Below are 21,256 nucleotides of genomic sequence, written 5' to 3'. Positions count from 1 at the left end.
TCGTAAAACAGACAAATAAGGTCATTCCGTGCGTTAGATAACTGAGTCGCCTATGGACTGGTCCATCGGGTAAGAGTTTACTAATACGGTAGGAAAAGGCTATTTCTGCCCTTATTTTTGACTATCTACGTCTGTTCGTTACCTATGAACCTTCTTCGTCTGTCTGGTTGGGCTGGTCTGACTCTGCTACTGGGCATTGCCTGTAGCCGCGATTTCCCGGCTACTATTCCGTACACGCCCCCCACAACGCCTACAGTACCCGGCACCAGCACACCCGTTCCGCCACAGGTGCAGCCCGCTCCGCAGAAACGGCTGTTTCTGACAAACGACAAAGTAAAGGTGGCGATTGACCTTAGTGTGGGTGGTGCCATTACGTATCTGTCTGAAGCGAACAGCAACGAAAACATGGTCAACAATGCTGACTTAGGACGGCAGCTTCAAACGTCTATCTACGCCGGGCCGTATCCATATAGTGTGAACGGGAAAGACCCCGTCTACCAATGGCGGAACCTGGGCTGGAACCCGGTGCAGAGTGGCGATGTGTTTAACCACTCTGCGCGGATAGTCAGTTACCAGCAGGAGCAAAACAAACTCTACGTAAAGACAATCCCGCTCATCTGGCCCCTGTTCGACGAACCGGCCGACTGTACCATGGAGCACTGGCTCGAAATTAAAGACAATACGGTACACGTTCGCTGCCGGATCGTGGTCAACCGCGCTGATACCACCCAGTATGAAGCCCGGACTCAGGAAACACCCTGCGTGTATCTGAATGGCCCCTATCACCGGATGGTAACGTATACCGGAAACCAGCCTTTCACGAATGGACCTGTTTCTGAGTACAAGGAACGGGATATGATTACCCGCTATGCGTCCGAAAACTGGATTGCGTTACTCAACGAGAGCGGCCGGGGAGTTGGTCTGTTCCGGGCCAATGAGTACCGGTATCGGACAGCGGGCTTCGGAACAACCCTCGTCGGGGGCGAGTTCGACATGCCGAGCGGTTATATGAACAGCGACAGTTTCCTGGTGATCGACCACAACGGTACGTACGAATATGACTATACACTAGTGGTTGGGTCGCTAACCGACATTCGCCAGTTTGCCTACAATCAGCCCCGGCCCGCAGTAGCACCGAACTACCAGTTTGCCCAGAGCCGACTCGGCTGGTATTATTACAATACACGGGATCTCGGCTGGCCCATTCAGAACGAATTGGCCGTTAAGTGGGAGCGCTTCGATAAAACACAGTCTCTCTTCCGGATCATGAGCCCGCTGGCGTACTGGCGTGCCGCCGATTCGCCAAAACTGTACGTGCAGGCTGCCTTCAAAACGGGCGCAACGGCGGCACGGCTGGTCTGGCGCAAACCGGAAGATCCTGATTTCATTGACGCGCCTGAGCGGCTTGTCGAGTTTCCCGTCGTTGGCGATGGTCAATACCGAGTGTATGAAATTGATATGAGCGGCCGAAACGGCTGGGACGGTATCATCAATCAGCTTTGTCTCACGCCAGCTGCTAACCAGTCGGCGGCCGAAGCTGGCTCAATGATTCGGTTACGCAGCCTGACAGCAACACGCCCAAACTAGGCCGAGCTTACTGATAACAAAAAAGGATGCCTCGAACGAGGCATCCTTTTTTGTTATCAGGTATTGGTTCGCTTATGCCAGGAATGGCGTAGCAATAGCCAGAACCTGCGCTTTGGTGAGCGGTTCGTCGAAAGCTTCCGTAACGCGGGCCATGCTGTAACCCGTAGCTGATACCAGGTTAACACCACCTTGCGTAACGTTATCTTCACCAGCGTAAACAGCTGCTGGAACACCGCCCGAATCAGCGTTAACGATATAACCTTTCTGACCGCGCAGCATCCGAACGCGGGCTGCGTGACGAGCTTCTACTGAGTGAATCTGCAGCGCCACTGTCAGAACTGCAGGAGCTGAGATCAGCGCGCCCGCCTGTCCTTTATAGGCACGAACACCTGTATCTTCCAGTGCCTGAGACACCGCCAGATACGTCTGGTAGTTTGTCAGTACATCGGCAAAAGCACCTTTGTACGTCAGGTCAAATGCTGGTTTAGCGATAGCAGCACCACCTAAAGCTGATTGCAGCAACGCTACGTGCGCGTTCTCATGTTTGGCAATCTGAGTATAGATCGTACGACCTGCACCAGAGGGGATCAGACCGGAGGCCGCTAAACCTTTGTTGTAGAATTCTGCTTCCAGATACTCCAGCAGCAGGGCAAAGTTCAGGACGTCAGCGACTGAACTGTTCTGCGCGTAAGATTTGTTAAGGATAGCAGCAAAAGCAACCGGAGCAGCACCGGCCATTGCTTTCTTCAAAAAGTTGGAGAAAACGTGGCGACGGGATACGTGGTCAAGCCGTTCGTACATGTCGGCATCCACCTGCTCAATTTCATTCAGTATGTTTTGTAAATTCATGACAGATAAGGGGATTTAGACTAGGCAACTCGGCGAACCGGCATTGCGTTGATGGTTTCGTAAACGTAAGGAGCAACGAGAGTCAGGACTTCGCCTGGTACGCGGATTTCTTCCAGACCCGAAGATGGGAAGACGACGTCATCGCCTGCGAAGTTAGCTCCGTCTGGGTACAGCAGGGTGTTGATGATCGCTGCGTGACGTGCTTCCACTGAAACGATTTTACCAGCGAGCAGCAGGTAATCAACGTTTTTGATGAATTGACCTGCGCCGTTGTACGCCGACACACCAATTTTTTCGAACAGAGCAGCGGCTCCTAGTACACTTGCCCGGCTGCTGAAGTTGATGCTGGTGAAATCAGGCGTCAGACCTGGAATAGCAGCACTCGACAGAGCGGCTTTGAACAGCTCGCGGTGTACAATTTCGTGGTCACGGATGTCGGTCAGGATCGTTTTTTCCATTTCGGTCATGCCCGAAAATGGGGTCATTACAGCCTGGGTGTAGAAAGCAGCTTCGAGCTGTTCCAGAGCGTAAGCATAGTTCAGGATACCGACATCGTTGCTACCCAGGTCACCTAGATCGACGGTGCGGTAACCGGCCCGGGCTGCACCCGTTGGAACTGCTTCGTCTAATTGATTGGTACAGGCACTAAGTGCAACACCGGCTGCGGCTGTAGTACCCAGATAGCGCATGAAGAGTCGGCGTCCTACTGCCGCTGACTTGGCGTCAGACAGCAATTGACTCACGCCAGCTTGGTCGTTGGATTGTTTTTCCATTGAGTTACTGAATACGTTAAAGGGAGAGTTTCCACCGCCCATCGGCAGAATTACCCTAACTACGCGCTGCCCCGGCAAAAGGATTTGAGAAATGATCAAATATCATGTAAGTGGTAGTTTTACTGATTCTACGGTATAGCGAAATGCCGTTTAAAAAAAAATACAACAATATCTCGAATATGTAATCAAATAGAATTAATGGGAGCCTATGAGAATAGGATGATTCAGGGGGTTTGTTGGTGCAAAAAGAAGAAAAAAGTAGTCTCCCAGAATTGTATAGTAGTCACTCAGAAAATCTTTCCAAAAACTTTAACAGACTTTCCAACAATTAAGGTTGGCTATAGTTTTAATCATCAAACTATAACTCATCTGTTATGATTAAGAACGAAGAAATCGTTGACGACCTCAACGACCTGGTAAAAATCAACAACGACCGGATTCAGGGTTACGAAAAAGCAGTAGAAGATAACGAAGATGCAGGACTGGACGATCTGTTTCGTCATTACATCATTCAGAGTCAGAATTTCCGTAGCCAGCTGGCTGACCATATTGTACGTATCGACGGTCTAGCCGTATCGGATGCAACGTCGACCGACGTATCGAGCAAAATTCACCGGGCGTGGATCGACATCAAAGCGGCCGTAACGGGTAAAGACCTGGATACGATTCTGAGCTCAGTAGAGTTCGGTGAGAATGCAGCCGTTGAAGCCTACGAAGATGCGATCGAGAAAGATCACATTCCGGCTTACATCAAAGAAGATCTGACCAAGCAGCTTAGCGAACTGAAAGCTGCTCAGGAAAAAATCAAAGCGCTGCACAAAGCAGCCTAGTAAAGTAATTATCAAGTAAAAAGGGCGCCAATCAGTTGATTGGCGCCCTTTTTACTTGTGTGTTCAGGCCGAGCCAGCATTTAAGCGGGCAGAGGCATATCCTGCAAATCGTCGTCGGTCAGTTTGATTGTTGCCGCCTGTACGTTTTCTTCGAGGTGTTTAACCGATGAGGTTCCCGCGATGGGCAGCATCGCTGGCGACGCAGCCAGCAACCAGGCCAGGGCAATCTGAAATTCAGTAGCGCCATGACGTTCAGCGACTTTCTTGACGGCGTTTTCGGCGCCGAGGTCGCCACCACCCAGCGGGTACCAGGGAATAAACGCAATACCGTTTTCTTCGCAGTATTGCAGAACGCTGTTCCATTTCTGCTGGCCGAAGCTGTACATATTCTGTACCGATACAACATCGAAATATTCCTGAGCTTCCTTAATCTGCTCGACGCTCACTTCCGATAAGCCAATATGCCGGATTTTGCCTTCCTGTTGCGCTTCTTTCAGGAACGTCAGGTATTCCTTGGAAGGGACCTTGTCATCGAAGCGGTGCAGTTGATAAAGATCGATCTGGTTTAGTTTCAGTCGTTTCAGGCTACCTTCCAGCGCTTCTTCCAGGTGCTTACGGCTACCGTCTACGGGCCATTGGTTTGGTCCAGTACGTAGCAAACCGCCTTTTGTGCCGATAATCAGGTCTTTTGGATACGGGTATAAGGCTTCGGCGATGAGCTCCTCTGATACGTAAGGACCATAGCTGTCAGCCGTATCGATAAAGTTGATGCCAAGTTCAGTGGTGCGTTTCAGCACACGAATGGCTTCGTCATGATCTTTTGGGGGACCCCAGATGCCGTCGCCAGTGATACGCATGGCACCATACGCCATACGGTTGACGGTCAGATCACCGCCGATGGTAATCGTCCCAGCCTGCGCGGCCGGTTGTTGATCAACAGATTGCATAAACGCTGTTGGGTTTGTTAGGTTACGGACCCGGCGTCGCGCCAGGTCCATAGTGTAAAACCAACGAAAGCGTTTTTTGTGTCGTTGCCGGTAAAATAGTTTTTAACGTTTCTCAATGCCGTCCAGCACCCGACGAATTACGTTAGCCTGTTGCATGAACGAAAGTGAGGTGGTTAAATCCTGCTCGTCGATGACCTGCTTAAACTGTTGCAGAAAGTCGATGTAGGCTGCCAAGGCGTCTGATACGTTGGTCCGGTTCTGGTCAAAAATGGGCGCCCACATCTGGGGAGAACTTTTTGCCAGCCGTACGGTCGAGCTGAAGCCGGTGCTGGCCATATCGAAAATTGCTTTCTCGTCACGTTCCTTATCCAATACCGTCAGCCCCAGCGCAAACGCGCTGATGTGGCTGAGGTGCGATACGTAGGCCAGGTGCAGATCGTGTTCCTTTGGGGTCATGAAAAACAGCTTCATGCCGATGTCCCGGAACAGACTTTCGGCCAGTGCCAGACTATCCGGACGGCTTTTCTCTCGATCGCAGATGATCAGGTTCTTACCCGGAAGCAACTCCCGGAAAGCCGCGCCGGGTCCTGAGTTTTCGGTACCTGCCATCGGATGAGCCGCTACGAACTGATCCCGTTTGGGATGGGTATCGACGGCTGAGCAGATCAGCTCTTTGGTTGAGCCCAGGTCAATAACTGTCGCGTCTGGCCGTAATTGATCCAGAATAAGGGGTAATAAATCGGTGATGATATTGACCGGCGTTGCCAGAATTACCAGCATACTTTTGGCGACGGCTTCGTCCAGCGGCAGCAGTTCATCGACGATGCCTTTTGCCAGGGCTAGCTGCCCGTTCACGGGCGACGCGTCGACGCCAATAAAATGCATTTTCGGGTACTTCTCCCGGAGGGCCAGGGCGAATGAACCGCCCAGCAGCCCAATACCTACAATACTGACGGTCATGGGTTGATGCGATTTACGGCCTCCCAGATACGTTCTTTCGGCAGGCAGAGCGAGATACGAATATACCGCTGGCCTTTCGGGCCGAAAATGAAGCCGGGGGCCAGAAAAATGTGCTTGTTAACCAGCAGGTCATCGACCAGCGCTTCGGCAGAAGCTACTGATTCTGGCAGCTTTGCCCAGATGAACATGCCCTCCTGATCAGTGGCGTAGGTGCAGCCCAAAACGTCGAGCAGGGCGTGAGCGGCTTCCATCCGGTCGGCGTAAACGGCGTTACGTTCCCGGTGCCAGTTGTCGGAGTTGGTCAGCGCTTCGGCAGCCGCGTCCATCAGGGGTTTAAACTGCCCCGAGTCGACATTGCTTTTTATGGTCAGGACGGCATCAACGTAGGCTTTAGCCGCAGCCATCCAGCCAATCCGCCAGCCGGCCATATTGTGCGATTTGCTGAGTGAGTTCAACTCAATAGCTACGTCCTTCGCCCCGTCGATCGACAGGATGCTGATCGGCGATTTTTTGTTCAGAATCAGGCTATACGGGTTGTCGTGGCACAGCAGAATCTTGTGGTCGTGGGCAAACCGAACGGCCCGCTCGAACAGGGCCTGCGTGGCCGGAGCACCAGTCGGCATGTGCGGATAGTTCATCCACATGATCTTGGTTTTCTCTGTCACCAGGTCCGCCGTAGCTTCCCAGTCGGGTTGCCAGCCACCATGTTCGAGCAGGGGATACTCCTGCACCTGCGCACCCACCATCTGGCTGACGGCCCGGTAGGCCGGGTATCCCAGCTCGGGTACTAATACGCCATCGCCCTCGTTCAGGAACGTCAGCGATAAATGCGTAATACCTTCTTTAGAGCCAATCAACGGCAGAATTTCGGTATCGGCATCCAGCGTTACCCTGTACGTATGCGCGTAAAAACGAGCGATAGCCTGACGCATGCCGGGGGTACCTTTATACGGTTGATAACCATGCGAACCGGGCTGCTGCGCCGACGCGATGAGCGCATCGATCGTATTGGACGAGGGCATCATATCGGGGTTGCCGATACCGATGTTAATAATATCGTGACCAGCTGCCTGCAGTCGTCGAACTTCGGCCAGTTTAACCGAGAAGTAGTATTCCTGCGCTTGATCGGCACGGTGGGCCAGGGGGATAATCATTGCCAGTGCGGTACGCTGGGTACCGGAGTAATTGTCAGATAAAACAACCCGATTGGGTTGGAGCGGCAAAGATACGGGGATTATTCCGTCGTGCTCCTAGAAATATCGGGTTGGTTCCGAGGCCGACGCTGCGCGCTTAAGCAGATATTTTAACAGGGGGGCTGCATGAAGAGACTGCATAATGTCGCCCGACTCCAGCAGCTGAAGCGCCCGTTCCGGCGAAACCACGTGCACTGTGATCTCTTCGGTCGATTCCAGTTGCTGAGCCTGTTGTAACGTAACACCCGTTGCCAGGTAGGCGTACGTAAGGTTGGCGTGCGTACCGGGGTTGGCCGACAGCGTCATCAACAATTCCCAGGTGCCCCCGCCAAAGCCCGTTTCTTCCAGCAGTTCGCGCTGGGCCGCTGGCAGTGGGTCCTCACCCGGATCGACAACGCCCGCGCAGAGTTCATACGATACCTGCCCGAGTCCGTGCCGATATTGCCGGATCAGCACTAACTGACCATCGGTCGTAACGGCCGTTACATTAATCCAATCGGGGTATTCCAGGACAAAATAATCGGGGATAAAACCGCCATTCTGCATCCGGACGGCATCTTTACGTACTGTAAACCAAGGTAAACGGTGCAGGTATTCTGAAGATTCGACCTGCCAGGGCCGGGGGTCATTGTTGAGTGTCATGCCGCAAAGGTAGGGCCGTTACCGAACCAACGCATCGGCAAAGCGTAGATACTGCTGCCAGTCGTACAGCGTTACGTCATATTTTCCGCTACGGATGTGGTAGCGAACGGTCTGGCCAACCGGCTGATTCAGGGGTGGAAACGTCGTGGTGCCCAAACCCGTTTTGCTATATCAGCGTCGGGACAGAGCCGCTCCGCTTTCGCCCGCTTTATTACCGACTACGGCGGCAAATCGCTCGTCCTGCGGCCGCTTTACCCAGGCGTGAATGGCCAAAAGCAACAACCCGCTTGCCATCGATGAGCGGATCGATTTGCAGATAGTCGAGGATCCGACTCAAGGCTCAGACCCCCACAGCTCCCCAGTTGTTAGCACAAGACGTATCGCCCAGCGCCGACCGGATACCTGACCGCCAGCCCAGCGGAAAATCAGGTTCAATATAACCGTAGTACGCCGTCACCAGCGCGTAGCCGCGGGCAATCAATGAGTCGACGCTCCAGCGTTGAGTGGCGCGTCCCCGGTCGGTTTATGTGGCACGGTTGTTGATCGTCTGATCATTGGTTTTTGCGACCCAGCTTGCAGCTAATCGAATAGCCGGGTCTGAATGGATGGTATGATTGCCGCTGAAATTAAGCCCCAAAAAGGCAGGGACTGGTTTTTTTGATTGCCTTTGGTCTGTAAATCAGGACGTTGATAGGAGGGGGTTGGGGATAGTCGGTTAGCCAGATGATTACCTGCTTGCGGATTGCCCGGCCCTTGCTGATTTACTGGAAAAGCGCCGGTTGGGGAGTAGAAAAGATAATGGAGATAAAAATCAGTGTCGATCACGATTCTGGGTTTGATTGTTAGCATGTTACGTTCGCGTTTTTTTCGCCTGTTGGGCACTGTTCTGGGACTGGTATGGGGCCACATAACCCTGGCCCAGACCATTACAGCCGCTTATGTTCCCGATCCGGTATGTATCAACACCGTGGCCAGCTTACCCTTTACCGTAGCAGGACAGTTTGAATCCGGAAATACCTTTATTATCCAGATTCGGAATCAGTACACACAGGAAATTCTTGTTCAGTCTCAGGCCTTTGCCGCTAGTCCGGCGCAGGTTCAGTTACCCTCGAGTCTGCCCAACTATACTGAAGAAGGTCGGTATCAGTACCGGATCGTGAGCAGCAGTCCCTACGCCGAAAGCGCGTGGACGAACTGGCCCAAAGTGATACTCCCCGCCGTAGTGACCCTGACTGGTCCGGCCACACCGGCCGTTAATCCGTACCAGCCCGTTACGTTGCAATACGCCGTGCAGGGCAGTTCGCCCGTGAGCATCACGCTCAGCGATGGTACCCGGCAGGAGCTGTCGGACTGCTGTAACAGCACATTTACGCAGAACGTAACGGTATATCCGGAACGGAGTACAACCTACTCGATTACGGCGGTGGATAACAGTTGCGGAGTAGGCGCCGGGAATGGAACCGCTGCGCTGACGGTCAACCCCATTGCCGTGAAAACGGTGTCGGCCTCGCCCGCCGTGGTTTGCGTGGGTAACGAGTTTATGGTCGCGTATTCCAAAGGGGCCGGTAGTTTTGGGACGGGTAATACGTTCAAAGTGCGGCTGATTAGCTATAACCCGTTTGCTACGGCGGCACCCGCCAACGCCCGCCAATATGAGTTGGATGCGGTCGAATTCAGCGGTGGACTGAAAGTCCAGCTGCCATCATCCTTTACAGCTACGTCGTCGTTTTATGTGCAGGTGCTGACAACGAATCCCGTAACGGCCAGTGATCCGACGGGTGTGCAGTTAACCGTCAGCCCGGCGGCTTCGGCCCAGATTACTACGCCCAGCCTGACGATTGACGCGGGGCAGCGCCAGGCTATTTCTGTGCAGGCGCGTGGACGGGGTCCTTATCAGGTAGTTCTGAACGATAGCCTGCAGCTGGCCATTGACGAATCCAATGGTACTGGGATTGGCAACCTGATCGTTCGACCCAGACAGACAACGGCCTACCGGATTACGAGTTTTCAGAGCACCTGCGGCCCGGCCGCTATCAACCCCTCCAGCACGACGGTGACCGTACGGCAGGGAATTTCGATTGATTCCTTACCCGGTAGTGGTTACCAGCGGGGGCCGGTTTGTGAAGGCCAGCAGATCCGGCTACCGGTTACACTAAATTTCCTTCAACAATCCACGACCCAGTATTTTGTTGATTTTCGTTATGGCAGCGGTGGAAACGTACTAGCCTCAGCACCCGCTACGCTGGAAAACGGTCGGACGCTGGTGTTTACAATTCCTGCCCTGCCTACAGACAGCAGTGGTTTCCTGGCTACCCGGAATTACAGTCTGCGCATACGCACCACTGCACCCGCCACAGAAGGAGCTTCGGACCCGAACCAGACGCTTGTGGTGACCCGCAAACCACAGCCTTACTTTGCGGCCGACGACCGGCAGCGCACGCTGGAAAGCCCGGGCAGGGTGGCTTTGCGTGTTCAGAACATTGGTGGGGGACCGTTTACGTACAAGCTGAGCGGCAGCCCGGCGCAAAGCAATACCTGTTTGAACTGCGACGATCTGAGCGTTCAGGTGTATGCCGCAACAACGAAAACTTTCAAGATCGATTACTTTGAGAATAGCTGCGGGCGTGTGGATAACCTGTCGACCACTGCTGTCGTAACCGTCGAAAATCCGAATGCCGCGAGCGTGGAGATCGATTCGGTGCAGCAAAACAAGTGCAACAGCGATAGCATTCAGGTGTTTTTCCACACAAACGGTACGTTCGCTGTGGATAACTTATTTAGCATACAGGCGGCCGCTTCGTCGCTGGGCGAAGGCTGGGGCTGGACCGATGCCGCCGTTGTTGGACAGGGAACCCGCAGTCCGATCCGGATTAAACTGCCGGACGATCGGAAAGTGCGGATCAGCGCAACGAATCCGGCGATTGCCAGCAATGAGTTCCAGGTCAGCGTGAATCAGAAGCCAACCGCGTCGCTCGAAATTCCCGAAGTCATCAACAGTTATTACCTCTACGGGTCAGAACCCAACACAATTCCGACGGGCAGCGCGGTCACCCTGAACGTAACACAGCTAACGGGGAAAGGCCCTTTTACAACGGTATTCACCAATGGCACGACCGACTTTACGGCGACCTCGGGCACAAGCGTAACGGTTAAACCGGTGGGTAAAACGACGTATCGACTGAAATCGATTGCAAATGCCTGCGGAGTAGGGACCGTATCGAACCAGCAGATTACGTATGTACCGCAACCGTACCGGATTGAACTACCCGTTCGCCCCGCTACTAACACCTATTACTTTACGTTCTGCGGAGGCAGCAGCCTGAGCCTGCCGTTCATTACCAATCCATCGGCCCCGGCAGGTACCGAATATCAATTGCAGCTGGCGTCGCGCCGGGATTCGGTGTTCAGCACCATTGCCACGACAACCACCTCTCCGGCTGTCGCGACCATCCCGGCTTCGCTGACGACGGGCGATTATTACCTGCGGCTGGTCGCGAAAAATTCAGATGCCCGGACGGCGGCCCTGCTGGTTCGTGTATCGCAGCCACCAACGGCGGCCCTAATAACGGCCAGCCTCGCTTCGGTCAGCGCGGGCAGCACCGTGAAACTGACCGTTAACCTGACGGGAGAATCACCGTGGCAGGTAGTCTTCTCGGATAAAGTAAGTCAGTCGTTCACGACTTCACCGGCCGTTCGGGAGCTGACGGCCACCACGGGCCAGACCTATTCAATTCGTACGGTCACGAACGGATGCGGCTACGGTACCGCGACGGGCGAAGCAACGATTGCGGTCAAGCCAACCGTTGCGCTCACCTTGACGTCTGCTGTGGGGCAGCCCATCTGCGCGGGTCAACCAGTAACGTTCCGGGTTGCCAATACCGGTGATTTTGCGGCTGGGACAACGCTGGCTTATACCCTGATCAACACCGTTACCAAGGCCGAAACAGCACTGACCAACGCCACGCTCAACAGCGGACCGGTGTCGCTGACCCTGCCAACGACCGTTCCGGCCGGAACGTATCAGGTGCGGGCCTCGACTTCGGGTGGACAGGGCGAAACATTGAGCGGTAACTTTACGGTTAGTGGGCTGCCAGCCTACTCATTGTCGGGAAATACGGTCATCAACGCCGGTCAGTCAACGTATCTGAACCTGAACAACATGGGTGGGGTAGGGACCTCCGAGCAGGTCAACTATACCCTGTCGAATGGCTTCCAGGGCGCCTTCACCGCCTATGGCAGCAACGCCATCATTCAGGTCGCCCCCACGCAGACAACCAGTTATAGTCTCGTATCGGTCAGCAATGGCTGTGGAAACGGCCGGGCAGCGGGCCTTGCTACCGTCACGGTCAACGCGGCCAGCGATAAAACCGTTACGGCCACAAACGTATCGTCGGATTTATTGTGCAGCAGCACAACCATCGCTGTTGATTACGAAACAACCGGTACGTTCACAACGGGCAACACCTTCACCATTCAACTGTCGGATTCGACGGGAGCTAACTTCAAAGCCCTGACAACTACGGGGACCAGCAGCCCCTTACGGGCCGTTATCCCTTCCGGACTGCCGTCCAGCGCGGGGTATCGGATTCGGGTGGTAGCCAGCGATGCTAACGTGGCCAGTGGGGCCAACCCGTTCACGTACCGGGCGGTGGGAAGTCCGACGGCCAGCTTCGATTCGGCTATGTACTTGCTGCAGCCCGGCAAAGCCGTCCAGATTAAACTGCGGTTTACGGGCGATGGCCCCTGGACGTACAGCGTGCAGTCGGGACAAATCAGCCGAACGTTTACGTCGACCACTAAATCAGCTGTACTGGACTGGCAGCCGAATACCGGTGCTGGCTCGTACCAGATAACCGGTGTGTCGAACGCCTGCGGAGTGGGTGCCCTGCTGGAACCGTCAACCACACGGGTTGAACTGGTCACGGCAACGGAGCCGGTTCTGGCGCCCAACGTTCGTATTTATCCGAACCCCGCCAGCGACCGGGTCTGGATTGAACTGACAAATCTGCCCAAACCCGTAACCGTACAGGTAATTGACCTGACTGGGCGCTTGCTAAGCCAGCAACGTACGTCGGAGCCGGTTGCCGAAATCAGCCTGACCCCGTGGGTGAATCCGATAGTTCTGGTGCGGGTAGCCGTTGACAAAACGGGGCAACAGTTTACGTATCGTATCCTGCGTCAAGGCAATTAGACCGGGCTTTTTTCGGCCCGGTTATATTAACCATCGGCCCTGGTTCGTTGTCTAAACGGTTTTCGAAACCGGTTTGCAGGCTTTTTACTCTTCTGATGAACTATACGCTTTCTCTTTTTTCGGTTGTTGTCTGTCTGTTTGCGGCTTCCTGCCAGCGCCCCGTTGCTTATTTTCAACCCACAGCGCGTGCGGCTGCCAGCCGGTTACCGGTTGACGCCTATAAACCGGGCGCTGACTCGGCTGTTCTGGTTGCTGATGTACAGGAGGAAACGCTGCCTGAGACTATAACCGGAGAAGGATCTGCCGAACCAGTAACGGTCAGTCGCAAAAGCGTGCCCCAGCAGACAACCGGCCATCGAATCGAACAGCGGGTACAACGGATCGAAAAGCTACTGACCGAAAGCCGCCAGGAACGAACCACCCAGCAACCACGTCCGAAACCACAGAAAAAGTTAAAACTGGGTAACCGGATTCGGCAGAGTCTGGGTATGCCCCTGCGTCAGGAACTGAACTGGTGGCAGCGCATCAGCTGGAAACTGAAAGCGTCGGTAATCGTTATTCTGATCGCCGTTCTGTTTGCCATCCTGCACATTACACTGCTGGCGGTTATTTTCGGACTTGTTGGCGCGTTTCTACTGCTCAGCGGTCTCCGGCGGTCGTTCAAGGTCAGGCGCCCCTGGTTCTAACGGCGCATCGTAACGAGGTACTTATACGGATTGAGTATATTTAACAGCCTTTTAATTGAGTAGTAGACGGTTGTCGGACAGGCATTTTGTTATTTTGCCAGGTACTTCCGAAACCAATGTTACTCAGGAAATTACTATTTAATCTATTCTTAATCAGTGGCCTACAGCTGGCCGCTTATGCTCAGTCGCCATTAACGCTTCGGCAGGCGCTGCAGCAGGTACGTACCAATAGTCCGGCGTTACGTATCGAACGTCTGAATATCAATGCCGCGCAGGCCGATGAGGTAACGGCTAACCTCCGCTCGAACCCAGTTCTTAACAATCAGACCTTATTTCAACTCAATCAGGGACAGCCTGCCGTGCCGGTTACCGATGCCCCAGGCAGCCTGAGTCGACAACGGCGGCAGTTCTGGTTGCAGGCCACCAAAGAGTTTGATATCCATCACAAACGGGATTACCGTACGCGTTTTGCTCAGGCCAGTACGAGAGTAGCAGAACGAAGTGTGGCCGAAACGGAACGCACTATCCTCTTCGATGCGGCTAATCGGTTTCTGGATGCCTGGTACGCTCGTATTCAGGTGGTATTACTGGAGCGAGCCCGCGCTAACACCGATACGTTGGTACAGCTCAACCGGGTACGCCTGAAAAATCTGGCCATTTCTACTACCGATCTGACCCGGACGCGACTGTTGCTCGATCAATACGAATTACAGACACGTACTGCCCAGCAGGACCTGCGCAACCGACTCAACGAACTCCGGCTGGTGCTGGGTACCACCGACAGTATTAGTGTGGCCATGAACGATTCCATCGTTAATCCGGCTGTTCCCAACCCACTGGTGCTACATCCCGTTGCGCTGGCCCCGGCTGACAGCCTGCTGCAACTGGCATCCACCAGCCGGACCGATGTGGGGGTGGCCGCGGCTACCGTCGAAGCGGCTCAGCGCAACCTGGCGTTACAACGGGTGTTGGCTAAACCGCGTAACGAAGCCGGTCTAATCTGGAACCCCCAGAACAGCGTGCCCTATGCAGGGGTCTTCCTTACGCTCGAACTACCGTTCTACAACCGCAATCAGGGCGAAATTCAGAAAGCGCAAATCACGCAGAACCAAGCCAGTCAGGCGGCTACCTTAGTACAGGCACGTATTCGAACCGAAGTGAGCACTGCCTACGAGTCGTTTATCGCCAGCCGTCGGAACGTGGAGCGCTACACGGGCATCCGGCGCGATGCCGATCAGGTGCTGGCGTCCGTACGCTACGCCTATCTGCGGGGAGCTACGAACCTGATCGACCTTTTCGAAGCGCAACGCTCCTGGTTCGAGACGCAGACGGCCTATTACGAAGCCGTTTACACCTACCGTCAGAATTACATCCGGTTGCTATACTCGACCGGGCAGATCAATACCTACTAATCCGCAATCTTCAGGCTAGTTACTCGCAAAAATGATATCGCTTCGTCATGTTGTTATCCTGCTGGGGCTCATTACGGTCTCCTGCAAAGAAAAATCCAAGCCGGTAGTGACGGCTATCCCCCGGCCCGAAGTGAGTGCCGACGGGAAGAAAATTACGTTTCCCGACGCGGCTATGATAAAGCCATTTACGACGGAACCGGCGCAGCCCGGCGCTATCCGGAATGATTTTTCGGCTCCCGGTCACGTAGCGGCTATGGTGGTTCGTTCTATCGAAAGCCCATCCGAGCGGCTGGTGCTGTTCGATAATCCGGATCTGTCGGCGAATTATACGGCCATTCTGCAGCACCGGATCAATATTCAGACCCAGCGGGGCAACCTGGCGCGGGTGCGCGATTTACAGGCGCACGGGGCCGCATCGGGCAAGGAAGTCATCGAAGCGCAGACCCAGCTGGCTAACGAAGAAGCGGCCATTATCAGCGATGAGGCTACGCTGAAACTAGCCGGTTTCGATCCGGAAGCGTTACGTCGCGCCAAACCCAACACCAGTCTGGTAGTCTGTGAGATTCCGGAAAATCAGTTCGGCAGCATCCGGAAGGGCCTGCCCTGTACGCTCAACTTTGCTTCGTTCCCGAACCAGCACTTTCAGGGACGGATTGACGATATCAACGATTACGTAGACAACACCACCCGTCAGATTAAACTGCGTATTGCCGTTGACAATCCCGACGGGCGCCTGAAAGCGGGTATGTACGCTACGGTGCAGTTTGGCGTGGTCGAAGGAAATTCTATCACGGTCTCGCGCGACGCCGTGGTAACGGTGCAGGGCCAGGATTACGTCTTCGTGAAAACCGGACCAAAGAGCATCGAGCGTCGCCCGGTTCAGCTCGGTCAGCAGCAAAACAACCGCATTGTAGTACAGAACGGCTTACGCAACGAAGACGCTGTTGTTGCTGCCAATACATTGCAGTTAAAAGGACTAAGTTTTGGGTATTAATTTTTTAAGAGGAAAGGAAAAAATGGAACATGGAACAAGGAGAAAGAGGCAATAAGCTACTGCGTTAAGATTGCGGACTCCTCCTTGTTCCTTTATCCATTCTCCTCGTTTCCAGTCTTCTTCCTTTCCTCCTCCCATTTATGATTCAGAAATTAATCACGTTTTCCCTGCGCAACCGCTGGGCCGTTGTTGGGCTGGCGGTTGCAATGATGGGGCTGGGCCTGTGGTGCTTCAAACTGCTCAAGATCGAAGCCTACCCGGATATTGCCGATACCAACGTTGTCGTCATTGCGAAATACGACGGACGGGCCGCCGAGGAGGTCGAGCAGCAGGTGACAATTCCCATTGAGCGGGTGCTTAACAACGTACCACACGTAACAGATCGCCGGTCGCGAACGATTTTCGGGCTGTCGGTGGTGCAGCTTAACTTCGACGAAACCGTAACCGACTATTTCGCCCGGCAGCAGATCATAGAACGGCTCAGTAACGCGCAGTTGCCCGATGGCGTCGAGCCGGAACTGGCTCCGTTGACAACCGCAGTGGGTGAAATTTACCGGTACGTGATCGAAGCGCCGGCTACGTTCACGCCCATGCAACTGCGCGATCTGCAGGACTGGGTCATCATTCCGCAACTCCTGCAGGTGCCTGGCCTAGCCGACGTAACGACCTTCGGCGGCCCCATCAAACAATACCAGGTTATTCCGGACCCTGCCAAGCTGCGCAAATTCGACCTGACGTTGCAAGAGGTGGTCGATGCCCTGCAGAAAAACAATCAGAACACGGGGGGGAATATCGTCGCTCGGGGTGGACAGGGGTTTGCTGTTCGTGGGTTAGGCGCGTTGAAAACGCCTGAGGATGTACAGAACATCGTTCTGAAAACCAACGAAGGCGTACCCGTATTCGTCCGGGACGTCGCCAGCGTGGAAATCAATCCACCGTCACCCTCGGGGATTCTGGGCTACCGGATTCCGGATGAACACCTGGATGCGGTTGGTTCAACGGAAGGGATTGTCCTGTTACGTCGGGGGGAGAACCCCAGCGAGGTACTGGAACTGCTGAAAGAAAAGATCGCTGATCTGGAAGCGCGAGAACTGCCCAAAGGCGTTCATCTGCGGATTCTATACGACCGGGGCTTCCTGATCGACCATTCGCTCGAAACCGTAGCGCACACGCTGATCGAAGGGATTTCGATTGTCGCGATCCTGCTCGTTCTGTTCCTGGGGAGTCTCCGGGCCGCGCTGGTCGTTACGGTGACGATTCCGTTTTCGCTGCTGTTTGCGTTTATCCTGATGAAACTCGTCGGCATCCCGGCTAATCTACTCTCACTGGGCGCTATCGACTTCGGGATCATCGTGGATGGCGCGAGTGTGATGGCCGAGCATTTGATTCGACGATACCGGTCCCCGCGACCGACGGACCGAACGGAAGGGCTGGTCACGGTTACGACCAAATCGGCGGGCGAAGTGGCGCGGGAGATTTTCTTCTCGGTCACGATCATCATTCTGGCGTATATGCCAATCCTGCTGATGCAGCGGGTAGAAGGGAAGCTCTTCAGCCCAATGGCACTGACGTTGTCGTTTGCCGTAATCGGGTCGTTGCTCTGTGCCCTGACGCTGATTCCGGTGTTGATTTCTTTCGCGTTCCGTAAAGCACTCGACCCGAACGGGAAGCCGCTGAAAGAACACAAAAACTTTCTGTTGTCGCCCCTGGAGCGGGGTTATCAGCGGCTCCTGCGGTCGGCGTTGTTCCGGCAGCCCCGGCTGGTCGTAGGTGTAGGAATGACGATTGTGCTGGTCATGATCGGCTTTGGCCTGAAGCTCGGTACCGAGTTCCTGCCGGAACTGGACGAAGGTTCGATCTTCATGCGGGCATTCATGCCGTCGGGGATTACGATTCAGGAAAACGCCAAGATCGCGCCCAAAATCCGCGATATCATCGGCAAATACAAACCCGTCAGTTTCGTCATCACCCAATCGGGACGTAACGACGACGGTACTGACCCGTTCCCGTCGGACCGGACTGAAATCCTGGTAGGGCTGAAGGACTACAGTACCTGGTCAGACAGTATATCCAAAAAAGAAATTGTCCGGTCGATGCAGGCCGAGCTACAGGAAGCATTTCCTGGTGCGTTCTTCTCGTCCGGTCAGCCGATTATTGATCAGGTGATGGAGATCGTGACGGGCAGCGCGGCTGACCTGGCTATTTCGGTGGTCGGTAATGACCTGACACTGATGCGGTCCAAAGCGGATAGCATCGCTGCGCTGGTACGTGGCATGAACGGGGCCGTATCCGTGAATATTGAACAGGAAGGACCACAGGATCAACTGGCCATTCGCATCAACCGCCCGGCCGCGGCTCGGTACGGTATCAACGTATCCGAAATTGAAGGCATGATCGAAGCGGCCATTGGTGGCAAGGCGGTGGGTTCGATCTACGATGAGGCTAAACGATACGATATCGTGGTACGCTTTACGCCTGAGAGCCGGGGGAGTATTGACGCCATCCGGCAGTTACAGGTGCCCTCCGCCACGGGCGCTCTGATTCCAATGAGCGAACTGGCTGACATTCGTTACGTACAGGGGCAGACGAATATCTACCGCATCAACGGCAAGCGGATGATTACTGTCCGGACCAACATTCGTGGGCGCGACCAGGGTGGCTTCGTACGCGAGATCAGCCAGAAAGTAAGCCAGCACGTCCACATTCCGGAGGGCTACAGCATCATCTACGGTGGTCAGTACGAAAACCTCGAACGGGCGGGCGGCCAACTGGCTATTTCGATTCCGCTGACGATTGTTGTGGTGTTTCTCTTCCTGTTCATGCTCTACGGCAACGTGCGTGATACGTTGCTGACGCTGACCTGTCTGCTGTTTGCCCTGGCGGGTGGCATAGTCTCGCTGCTGTTACGTGGGTACAACTTCAACGTATCGGCCGGGGTTGGTTTCGTGTCTATCTTTGGTATATCGGTAATGGCGGGGGTACTGCTGGTGTCGGCGCTAAACCGGAGTCTGGAACATAGCGATAAGTCACTGCTGGAAATCACTATCGACACGGCGCAGGAACAGTTCCGAGCCATCATGGCGATCATGGTCGTGGCGATCATTGGTCTGGTTCCAGCGGCTATTTCGAGCGGTATCGGCTCCGATGTGCAGCGGCCACTAGCCACGGTGATTATCGGCGGCCTGACAACAACGTTGATCTTTACGCCCCTTCTGATTCCTCCCCTGTTTTACCTGGTTAACCGCCGTCGGATGCGCCCAACTGTCGGTATTGACGGAAAACCGCAGCCCGAACCGATTGAAGAAGGAACGGAGATTTAACAAAAGCAAACAAGGGCTCTTGAAGAGCCCTTGTTTGCTACGCATTGTACTGCAAAAACTCAATCCGGTTATCGAAGGGATCGCGAATGAAGAACCGCTGCCGACCGTCGATTTCAGAGGAATACGCAAGGCTGACTCCTTTCTGAATCAAATCCTGTTTAGCGGCTTCCAGGTCAAGAACTTCGAAGGCCGGATGCCGGGCGGAGTAATAACCGCCCGCTTCTTCCCGCAAATGCAGTTGAATGTCGGCGATGGTAAACCAGATAGCTCCCTTCGGATGATTACCTGGAATTTCGGTCAACTCAAGCACGTCGCGGTAAAAAGCACGAGCCTCGGCTGTTTTGCCTTCCGGTATGGAAACCAGAATGTGGTCTAACCGCTTGAATTGAATCATAATTACTGCTGGTTAAACTCGTCTACTTTCCGGCGCATGAATGCCAGGCTGCCTTTGGCCAGTTCGTCGGCGTCGTAGCGCGACGGACGCCAGAGCGACACGGCACTGGCCATACCCGGTACAGCCGATGAAAAATTTTCCAGTACCAGATTACCGTCGTAGCTGATCGCTTTCAGCGCCCGAAACAGATCGTCCCAGTGCACATTGCCTTCTCCGAGCATGCCCCGATCGCTTTCGGTCATGTGAACGTGCTTCAGCGACGATCCTGCGCCGACAACCGGATCATAGAAATTCGATTCCTCAATGTTCATGTGAAACGTATCGAGGTGCAGTCCCAGATTCGGCTTATTGATACGTTTCAGGAAACCCAGTACGTCGTCGGCGGAGGTACAGACGTAACTTTCGTAGCGGTTGATGGGCTCAATGCCGATAGTAATGCCCAACTGAAGGGCATAATCGGCTACGTCGGCCCAAACTTCGCAAACAGTGTTCTCTTCTTCCGGCGTACGTGGCTGGCCGCTGAATACACCGATGCCGCTGTGCAACACACCGCCCAAAAACGTTACGTCGAGCTGGGCCGTTTTGTCGAGCGCTGCCTTTATGAGACGGGTAGCTTCCTGCGGATGAAAGGGAATGTGCGCCGTGGGGGGTAGGTTCAGGGAGCACACTGCCGACAGGCTATGATCCGCTAACTGCTTTTTTACCGTTACGGCGTCAAACTCCATCGACGGGGGCAGCAGAATTTCCAATAGGTCGAAGCCGGCTGCAGCTGTTTTCTGAATGGCGTACAAACCACCCTCGGGTGTCCAGCGGGGTGGGATCCAGGATAGGAGTGAAGCCCCAAATTTTGGATTCATAAAGTCAAACGTCTTAATAAGCAGTTGGTAAAAGTACCGGAATAGGCGGGATAAACGAACTACGCCGTTAAAAACAGAGTGAGGCTGTTTTCAACGGCGTAGTAGCATAAAACAATACGTATTATCTGATAAATCGAAAGCTGATCGGGTATCGGTAGTACTCGCCGTTGCTGGCTTTGATGGCGGCAATGACGGTAAAGATGAGCCAGACGGCGCCAACAATCCAGATCAGGAAAATGCCCACTAAAATCAAAAACAGGACAAAGCAGACGGCAGCCGCCAAAGCCATTGTAATGTTAAAGTTAACAGCTTCCTTGCCGTGGAAATTCACAAATTCGGAACGTTCTTTTTGAATCTGCCAGATAATGAGTGGCGCAATAACGCTGCCGATTACCACAAATGAGCCGGGGATGGCGCTCAGGTGCGTAATAACGGCCCAGGTGCGGCTGTCGGAATCGCTCAAAGGTGGTTGCCCGGACGAACTCGAATAGGGTGGAATAGGTGGTCTGTTTTCCATGCGGATTCGTAACTGTTTGATCAATATAACTTGCTGACAGCTAGTAATGTTAGTTGGTGTTCTATAATCAAAAAGCCCCACCGGTTCGCGGTGGGGCTTTTTGA

At 54.2% G+C, this 21,256-nt stretch carries 20 protein-coding genes; 7 read left to right on the top strand and 13 right to left on the bottom strand.

Annotation, left to right across the window (positions count from 1 at the left end; translation table 11 throughout):
• Positions 1-144: 144 nt before the first annotated feature.
• Positions 145-1,587 carry a hypothetical protein gene (locus tag HU175_RS00825; RefSeq protein WP_176564781.1) on the top strand — a complete coding sequence of 481 codons (1,443 nt, stop codon included), beginning with the start codon at positions 145-147 and terminating at the stop codon, positions 1,585-1,587.
• Positions 1,588-1,659: 72 nt separating this feature from the next.
• On the opposite strand, the gene HU175_RS00820 is transcribed toward HU175_RS00825, so the two are convergent.
• The gene (locus HU175_RS00820) at positions 1,660-2,436 is read right to left on the bottom strand and encodes a ferritin-like domain-containing protein (protein ID WP_176564780.1); all 777 of its coding nucleotides are present in this window, start codon (positions 2,434-2,436) and stop codon (positions 1,660-1,662) included.
• Positions 2,437-2,456: 20 nt separating this feature from the next.
• Complete coding sequence (locus HU175_RS00815) at positions 2,457-3,209, bottom strand: ferritin-like domain-containing protein (protein ID WP_176564779.1); 753 nt, start codon at positions 3,207-3,209, stop codon at positions 2,457-2,459.
• Positions 3,210-3,583: 374 nt separating this feature from the next.
• On the opposite strand from HU175_RS00815, the gene HU175_RS00810 reads away from it, so the two are divergent.
• Positions 3,584-4,039 carry a PA2169 family four-helix-bundle protein gene (locus HU175_RS00810; protein ID WP_176564778.1) on the top strand — a complete coding sequence of 152 codons (456 nt, stop codon included), beginning with the start codon at positions 3,584-3,586 and terminating at the stop codon, positions 4,037-4,039.
• A gap of 80 nt (positions 4,040-4,119) precedes the next feature.
• Here the strand turns inward: HU175_RS00810 and HU175_RS00805 are convergent, their stop codons facing one another.
• The 8 genes from HU175_RS00805 to HU175_RS00775 all read right to left on the bottom strand — a co-directional run bounded on the left by HU175_RS00805 (position 4,120) and on the right by HU175_RS00775 (position 8,630).
• Entirely contained in the window at positions 4,120-4,986 is an 867-nt protein-coding gene (locus HU175_RS00805; RefSeq protein WP_176564777.1) for an aldo/keto reductase, read from the bottom strand.
• Between the two features lie 102 nt (positions 4,987-5,088).
• Positions 5,089-5,946 (bottom strand): prephenate dehydrogenase, encoded by an 858-nt coding sequence (locus HU175_RS00800; RefSeq protein WP_176564776.1) that lies wholly within the window; start codon positions 5,944-5,946, stop codon positions 5,089-5,091.
• A complete protein-coding gene (locus HU175_RS00795) occupies positions 5,943-7,100 on the bottom strand; it encodes a pyridoxal phosphate-dependent aminotransferase (RefSeq protein ID WP_176569080.1) in 1,158 nt (385 codons plus the stop codon). The genes HU175_RS00800 and HU175_RS00795 overlap by 4 nt, the downstream gene beginning before the upstream one ends.
• Positions 7,101-7,196: 96 nt before the next feature.
• The gene (locus HU175_RS00790) at positions 7,197-7,781 is read right to left on the bottom strand and encodes an NUDIX hydrolase (protein ID WP_176564775.1); all 585 of its coding nucleotides are present in this window, start codon (positions 7,779-7,781) and stop codon (positions 7,197-7,199) included.
• Between the two features lie 18 nt (positions 7,782-7,799).
• The gene (locus HU175_RS00785; protein ID WP_176564774.1) at positions 7,800-7,937 is read right to left on the bottom strand and encodes a hypothetical protein; all 138 of its coding nucleotides are present in this window, start codon (positions 7,935-7,937) and stop codon (positions 7,800-7,802) included.
• 15 nt (positions 7,938-7,952) lie between these two features.
• Complete coding sequence (locus HU175_RS24920) at positions 7,953-8,075, bottom strand: hypothetical protein (protein WP_255433089.1); 123 nt, start codon at positions 8,073-8,075, stop codon at positions 7,953-7,955.
• Between the two features lie 46 nt (positions 8,076-8,121).
• Positions 8,122-8,262, bottom strand: a complete 141-nt coding sequence (locus tag HU175_RS00780) for a hypothetical protein (RefSeq protein WP_176564773.1) — start codon at positions 8,260-8,262, stop codon at positions 8,122-8,124.
• Positions 8,263-8,360: 98 nt separating this feature from the next.
• The gene (locus HU175_RS00775) at positions 8,361-8,630 is read right to left on the bottom strand and encodes a hypothetical protein (RefSeq protein ID WP_176564772.1); all 270 of its coding nucleotides are present in this window, start codon (positions 8,628-8,630) and stop codon (positions 8,361-8,363) included.
• Here HU175_RS00775 and HU175_RS00770 point away from each other — a divergent pair.
• The 5 genes from HU175_RS00770 (at position 8,629) to HU175_RS00750 (ending at position 19,384) form a co-directional block, all read left to right on the top strand.
• Complete coding sequence (locus HU175_RS00770) at positions 8,629-12,972, top strand: T9SS type A sorting domain-containing protein (RefSeq protein ID WP_176564771.1); 4,344 nt, start codon at positions 8,629-8,631, stop codon at positions 12,970-12,972. The two genes, HU175_RS00775 and HU175_RS00770, sit on opposite strands and share 2 nt — an antisense overlap.
• A gap of 95 nt (positions 12,973-13,067) precedes the next feature.
• Positions 13,068-13,658, top strand: a complete 591-nt coding sequence (locus tag HU175_RS00765) for a hypothetical protein (protein WP_176564770.1) — start codon at positions 13,068-13,070, stop codon at positions 13,656-13,658.
• Between the two features lie 116 nt (positions 13,659-13,774).
• Positions 13,775-15,070 carry a TolC family protein gene (locus HU175_RS00760; protein ID WP_176564769.1) on the top strand — a complete coding sequence of 432 codons (1,296 nt, stop codon included), beginning with the start codon at positions 13,775-13,777 and terminating at the stop codon, positions 15,068-15,070.
• Between the two features lie 31 nt (positions 15,071-15,101).
• Positions 15,102-16,064 (top strand): efflux RND transporter periplasmic adaptor subunit, encoded by a 963-nt coding sequence (locus HU175_RS00755; RefSeq protein WP_176564768.1) that lies wholly within the window; start codon positions 15,102-15,104, stop codon positions 16,062-16,064.
• A gap of 140 nt (positions 16,065-16,204) precedes the next feature.
• On the top strand, positions 16,205-19,384 hold the full coding sequence (locus HU175_RS00750) for an efflux RND transporter permease subunit (RefSeq protein WP_176564767.1): 3,180 nt from the start codon (positions 16,205-16,207) through the stop codon (positions 19,382-19,384).
• Positions 19,385-19,421: 37 nt separating this feature from the next.
• On the opposite strand, the gene HU175_RS00745 is transcribed toward HU175_RS00750, so the two are convergent.
• The 3 genes from HU175_RS00745 to HU175_RS00735 all read right to left on the bottom strand — a co-directional run bounded on the left by HU175_RS00745 (position 19,422) and on the right by HU175_RS00735 (position 21,152).
• Positions 19,422-19,778 (bottom strand): VOC family protein, encoded by a 357-nt coding sequence (locus HU175_RS00745; RefSeq protein ID WP_176564766.1) that lies wholly within the window; start codon positions 19,776-19,778, stop codon positions 19,422-19,424.
• 2 nt (positions 19,779-19,780) lie between these two features.
• On the bottom strand, positions 19,781-20,635 hold the full coding sequence (locus HU175_RS00740; protein WP_176564765.1) for a sugar phosphate isomerase/epimerase family protein: 855 nt from the start codon (positions 20,633-20,635) through the stop codon (positions 19,781-19,783).
• A 121-nt stretch (positions 20,636-20,756) separates the two neighbouring features.
• On the bottom strand, positions 20,757-21,152 hold the full coding sequence (locus tag HU175_RS00735) for a DUF4870 domain-containing protein (RefSeq protein ID WP_176564764.1): 396 nt from the start codon (positions 21,150-21,152) through the stop codon (positions 20,757-20,759).
• Between the last annotated feature and the right edge of the window lie 104 nt (positions 21,153-21,256).

It is taken from the genome of Spirosoma sp. KUDC1026 (genome assembly GCF_013375035.1).
Lineage (GTDB): Bacteria > Bacteroidota > Bacteroidia > Cytophagales > Spirosomataceae > Spirosoma.
This window is presented reverse-complemented; position numbering and strand designations above follow the sequence as displayed.

What these genes read in the sequence shown, in the direction of transcription:
- HU175_RS00825 (WP_176564781.1), top strand. Translation starts at nt 145, where the DNA reads ATGAACCTTCTTCGTCTGTCTGGTTGGGCTGGTCTGACTCTGCTACTG.
- HU175_RS24920 (WP_255433089.1), bottom strand. Translation starts at nt 8,075, where the DNA reads ATGGCAAGCGGGTTGTTGCTTTTGGCCATTCACGCCTGGGTAAAGCGG.
- HU175_RS00815 (WP_176564779.1), bottom strand. Translation starts at nt 3,209, where the DNA reads ATGGAAAAACAATCCAACGACCAAGCTGGCGTGAGTCAATTGCTGTCT.
- HU175_RS00810 (WP_176564778.1), top strand. Translation starts at nt 3,584, where the DNA reads ATGATTAAGAACGAAGAAATCGTTGACGACCTCAACGACCTGGTAAAA.
- HU175_RS00740 (WP_176564765.1), bottom strand. Translation starts at nt 20,635, where the DNA reads ATGAATCCAAAATTTGGGGCTTCACTCCTATCCTGGATCCCACCCCGC.
- HU175_RS00805 (WP_176564777.1), bottom strand. Translation starts at nt 4,986, where the DNA reads ATGCAATCTGTTGATCAACAACCGGCCGCGCAGGCTGGGACGATTACC.
- HU175_RS00735 (WP_176564764.1), bottom strand. Translation starts at nt 21,152, where the DNA reads ATGGAAAACAGACCACCTATTCCACCCTATTCGAGTTCGTCCGGGCAA.
- HU175_RS00755 (WP_176564768.1), top strand. Translation starts at nt 15,102, where the DNA reads ATGATATCGCTTCGTCATGTTGTTATCCTGCTGGGGCTCATTACGGTC.
- HU175_RS00760 (WP_176564769.1), top strand. Translation starts at nt 13,775, where the DNA reads ATGTTACTCAGGAAATTACTATTTAATCTATTCTTAATCAGTGGCCTA.
- HU175_RS00745 (WP_176564766.1), bottom strand. Translation starts at nt 19,778, where the DNA reads ATGATTCAATTCAAGCGGTTAGACCACATTCTGGTTTCCATACCGGAA.
- HU175_RS00765 (WP_176564770.1), top strand. Translation starts at nt 13,068, where the DNA reads ATGAACTATACGCTTTCTCTTTTTTCGGTTGTTGTCTGTCTGTTTGCG.
- HU175_RS00750 (WP_176564767.1), top strand. Translation starts at nt 16,205, where the DNA reads ATGATTCAGAAATTAATCACGTTTTCCCTGCGCAACCGCTGGGCCGTT.
- HU175_RS00770 (WP_176564771.1), top strand. Translation starts at nt 8,629, where the DNA reads ATGTTACGTTCGCGTTTTTTTCGCCTGTTGGGCACTGTTCTGGGACTG.
- HU175_RS00790 (WP_176564775.1), bottom strand. Translation starts at nt 7,781, where the DNA reads ATGACACTCAACAATGACCCCCGGCCCTGGCAGGTCGAATCTTCAGAA.
- HU175_RS00775 (WP_176564772.1), bottom strand. Translation starts at nt 8,630, where the DNA reads ATGCTAACAATCAAACCCAGAATCGTGATCGACACTGATTTTTATCTC.
- HU175_RS00820 (WP_176564780.1), bottom strand. Translation starts at nt 2,436, where the DNA reads ATGAATTTACAAAACATACTGAATGAAATTGAGCAGGTGGATGCCGAC.
- HU175_RS00795 (WP_176569080.1), bottom strand. Translation starts at nt 7,100, where the DNA reads ATGATTATCCCCCTGGCCCACCGTGCCGATCAAGCGCAGGAATACTAC.
- HU175_RS00800 (WP_176564776.1), bottom strand. Translation starts at nt 5,946, where the DNA reads ATGACCGTCAGTATTGTAGGTATTGGGCTGCTGGGCGGTTCATTCGCC.